Source organism: Wolbachia endosymbiont of Atemnus politus, from assembly GCF_013309895.1.
This window is the reverse complement of the sequence record NZ_JAAXCS010000107.1, coordinates 1-4,243: the sequence shown is the minus strand read 5'-3', so window position 1 is coordinate 4,243 and position 4,243 is coordinate 1. Positions and strand designations below refer to the sequence as shown.

Below are 4,243 nucleotides of genomic sequence, written 5' to 3'. Positions count from 1 at the left end.
ATGAGATCCCAGCGTCACGCGCTGGGATGACAGGAGAAGGAAGCACTGGGATGACTAGGAGGAGGCGCTGGAATGATAGGAGATAATACAAGAAGTCTATTGCGTATAAAGTTCACATTTTAGGCAAAATTAGTTATACTTGATACAAATGTTTTTATATATTAACATTAAATGCTGCTTTTAATATACAGGTGATGTATACTAAAAATTTTATATCGTAGGTCCTTTAGTAAGTGTATGTATAGAATATCGTTTTTATTGATTTTTATATTGGCAATAGCAAGTTTGCCAGTGATAAATAATTGGCTTTCACACCGCAGTCAAACCCTAAGCGATGACTATATAGGCGAGAGATTAGATGATTACATCAGTAGAAATTTCGATAGGATTATAAAAACTCTCCGGGAAGAATCAATTAAAAGTAGTTACGCTGCTAGGAATAACGCGACTAAGGGTAAAATTTTACAGTACAAAAATGAAATATTCGACTCTGCTTATCCTTATTCAGGAAATGAAAATAGCAGAGTTATAGCTGTAGGGTTTTTTGACTATTCTTGTGGGTATTGCAAAGCCATAAAAGATGATATAAAACAGTTGATCAATGATGGTAAAGTTAAGTACATCTTCAGGGATACCCCAATACTTGGTAACAACTCTTTAAAGGCAGCAAGAAGTGCTTTAGCTGTCTACTTTGTCGATAAAGACAAGTATTTAGATTTCCACTATGCTGCTTTAAATCACAGGGGAGAATTTTCAGATGAAAACATATTAGGTATAGTGAAAGGTATAGGGATTAATGAGAACGACTTTAATAATTCCATGAAAGATAATGCAGATAAAATTGAGCAAATGATAAACAACAGCAAGCTTTTAGTAAGTGAGCTGGGAGTAGGTGGTACACCTTTTCTAATAATTGGGGATAGTCTGTTTGTAGGAGCAACTGATTTGGATATACTACGCAAGAAAGTAGATGAATTGAGTCACAAGCAAAGCTAATTGCCATAAAATTTTATTTTTTTGCTTGACAGCACAAGTGAACCTAAGTATAGTAATTATGGGTATGATAAGTAACAATAGCAACTTAAGATATTACCTTCAGTTACTTTCATAACATTATGTGAAATACCTTCACCACCTTCTCTTCAACCAAACTACTTCAATTTTACTTTCACAGGAGGACATATGTCATTTACAGAAATTAGATTTCCAGAAAATATATCTTACGGTTCCACTGGAGGCCCGGAATTTTCCACTGATGTCGTTACAACTCATAATGGTTGTGAACAGCGCAACATCAATTGGTCTCGTGCACGTGCCAGGTACAATATAGCTTATGGGATCAGATCAAACGAGCAGCTACAAGAATTAATAACATTTTTTCACGCACGAAAAGGTAAAGCAGTAGGATTTCGTTTCAAAGATTGGTCAGACTTTACAGCCACCAACCAAGAAATCGGAATAGGAGACGATAAAAAAACAACTTTTCAACTGATTAAAACTTATATCAGTGGAAAAGATAAGCACATGCGCATAACTAAAAAGCCAGTACAGGGCACAGTAAAGATCTATTTAAATAACAAAGAAGAGAGCGGATATTCAGTAAATTACTCAAACGGAGAAATAATATTTATGAAACCACCAGCAAAAGGCGCAATAATCACTGCAAGCTTTGAATTTGATGTGCCCGTACGCTTTGACACAGATTATCTAAACGCTTCTATTGATAACTATGGCAGTAATAGCTGGAATAACATTCCGTTGGTGGAAGTGAAACTTAGTTAGCTTACTACCCGCCTCAAAATCTCTTCTTGTTGCTGAGTGTGAACACTAGCATAACCACATGCAGGAGATGCAGCAGCAGGTCTTGCAATGCACTTAGGCCTTTTCGCTTGAATGTTTAGACTAGATAATACTTCTTCTATTAATGGGTTGACGAAGAACCATCCCCCCATATTCTTCGGTTCTTCCTGACACCATACAATTTCAGCGTTTTTGTACTTCTCAAGTTCATTACTTAATTTATCTGCAGGAAATGGATAGAATTGCTCCAAACGTATTACTGCTATATCATTTATTTTTTGTGCTTCAAGCATTTCGATTATGTTGTAATAAATTTTACCACTGCATATTACAACTTTACGTATTTTATCATTTGGAACCAAACCTGTTCTATATTCTAGAATTACCGTGAGAAATTTTCCTTCAAAATCAGATAGGTTAGAAACTGCTCTTTTGTGACGCAGTAGCGATTTAGGTGTAAACACCACTAAAGGCTTACGAAAATCTCGATGAATTTGTCTGCGTAAAACATGAAAGTAATTTGCCGGAGTGGAGCAATTCACTATCTGCATGTTATCTTCTGCGCAGAGTTGCAAAAATCTCTCTATACGAGCAGAACTATGTTCAGGTCCTTGTCCTTCATAACCATGAGGCAACAATAAAACTAGACCGCTCGATCGCAACCATTTTGTTTCTGCCGATGCAATAAACTGGTCGATCATGATTTGCGCGCCATTTGCAAAATCACCAAATTGCCCTTCCCAGAGCACCAGTGAATATGGAGAGTCAAGACTGTATCCATATTCAAAGCCCATCACAGCATACTCAGATAGAGCGCTATCCATGACTTCAAAGTGAGCTTGCTTCTCACTTATATTGTTTAGCGGAATAAACGTTTCCTCCGTTGCTTGATCAACAAGCCTTGAATGACGGTGCGAGAAAGTTCCACGACCAGAGTCTTGTCCTGATAAACGCACTCCTATTCCTTCTGCAAGTAGCGATGCAAACGCAAGGCTTTCTGCCGTTGCCCAGTCTATATCGTGACCGGAATTTATACTGTCTATTCTTCCATCGAGTATTTTTCTAACTTTATTGTTGATATTAAAACTGCTTGGAATATTGCTATTTATATGCACACCTAACTTTTTCAGCTCATCTGGTGAGACACCAGAATCTGTGTAGTATTCGCTCAAATCGTTCAACTTTGCTCTCCTGAGTTTTGACCACACTCCACCGAACCAGTCGGCTTTTTTTGGAATGTAAGCTGCTGATTCAGCAAGACTTTTATCCAATTTTGCCCTGAATTCACTGCGTAATTTATTTACCTCATCACTACTTAATACTTTCTCTGCGATCAACTTCTCTTCATACAATGTTCCAGGAGTTTTATGTTTTGATATCAGCTTATACATAAGTGGCTGAGTGAAATTCGGCTCATCGCCTTCATTATGGCCATATTTGCGGTAGCATATTATATCAATCACCACATCCTTTTTAAATTTCTGCCTATATTCCATCGCCAAACTCGCAACAAAACTCACAGCCTCAGGGTTATCTCCATTAACATGAAACACTGGGGTTTCTATTGATTTTGCTACATTAGTGCAATAAAAAGAGGATCGTGCGCAACACGGATTAGCAGTAAAACCAACTTGGTTATTAATAACAATGTGTACAATGCCATCCACCTTATAGCCTTCAATATTGCTTAAGGTTAAAGTTTCAGCAACCACTCCTTGGCCGATAAAAGCCGCATCACCATGAATTGATATTCCAAGCGCAGATCTCATACTTTGCTTTGCTTTCATCCTTCCAGCTAACACTGGGTTTACTGCTTCAAGGTGAGATGGGTTAGGGCATAAACTTAAATGTATTTTTTTACCACCTGTAAGTGCTCGATCAGAAGAATAACCAAGGTGATATTTAACATCACCAGACACCTCAAGACCACTTGGATATGCAAGATTGCCTTGAAATTCAGACAGCATTGCCGCATATTCTTTCCCCATAACTTTGGTAAGAACATTAAGTCGTCCGCGGTGAGCCATGCCAAGGACTATTTCTTCAATACTAAAAGCTGCAGAATCACTAATAATTCTCTCAATTGCAACGATAGCTGACTCTCCACCTTCGATAGAAAAACGTTTATATCCAGGAAATTTCATATGCAGAAATTGTTCAAACATCTCAGATTCGATCAAGTGCCTCAGGATTTCCTTTTTGTCTTGTAAACTTAGCGTATAGGTTTGATTTTCAATTTTTTCTTGCAGCCACATTCTCTCTTCATAAGAGGAGATATGCATAAATTCAAAGCCGATATTCTTGCAGTAAATATCTCTGTAGGTTCTAGTGTCACTCGTAGGAGAGAGATTCGAGTATTTCTGATAATCTATTTGTTTATTTCCACTTGGTGATAATGGATTTAAGTCTGCAAAAAAATGACCATAAGACCTGAAAAAATTTG

3 protein-coding genes are annotated in these 4,243 nt (G+C 37.4%); 2 read left to right on the top strand and 1 reads right to left on the bottom strand.

Annotated features, from left to right (window positions below; all coding sequences use genetic code 11):
• Positions 1 to 237: 237 nt before the first annotated feature.
• Together HET73_RS06175 and HET73_RS06170 are read left to right on the top strand one after the other, a co-directional pair.
• Positions 238 to 996, top strand: a complete 759-nt coding sequence (locus HET73_RS06175; protein WP_174134194.1) for a DsbA family protein — start codon at positions 238 to 240, stop codon at positions 994 to 996.
• A gap of 186 nt (positions 997 to 1,182) precedes the next feature.
• Positions 1,183 to 1,782: a TIGR02217 family protein gene (locus HET73_RS06170; RefSeq protein WP_174134193.1), complete on the top strand. Its 600-nt coding sequence runs from the start codon at positions 1,183 to 1,185 to the stop codon at positions 1,780 to 1,782.
• On the opposite strand, the gene HET73_RS06165 is transcribed toward HET73_RS06170, so the two are convergent.
• A partial coding sequence (locus tag HET73_RS06165; RefSeq protein WP_174134192.1) for a 2-oxoglutarate dehydrogenase E1 component occupies positions 1,779 to 4,243 on the bottom strand: 2,465 nt, incomplete at its 5' end. The genes HET73_RS06170 and HET73_RS06165 overlap by 4 nt on opposite strands.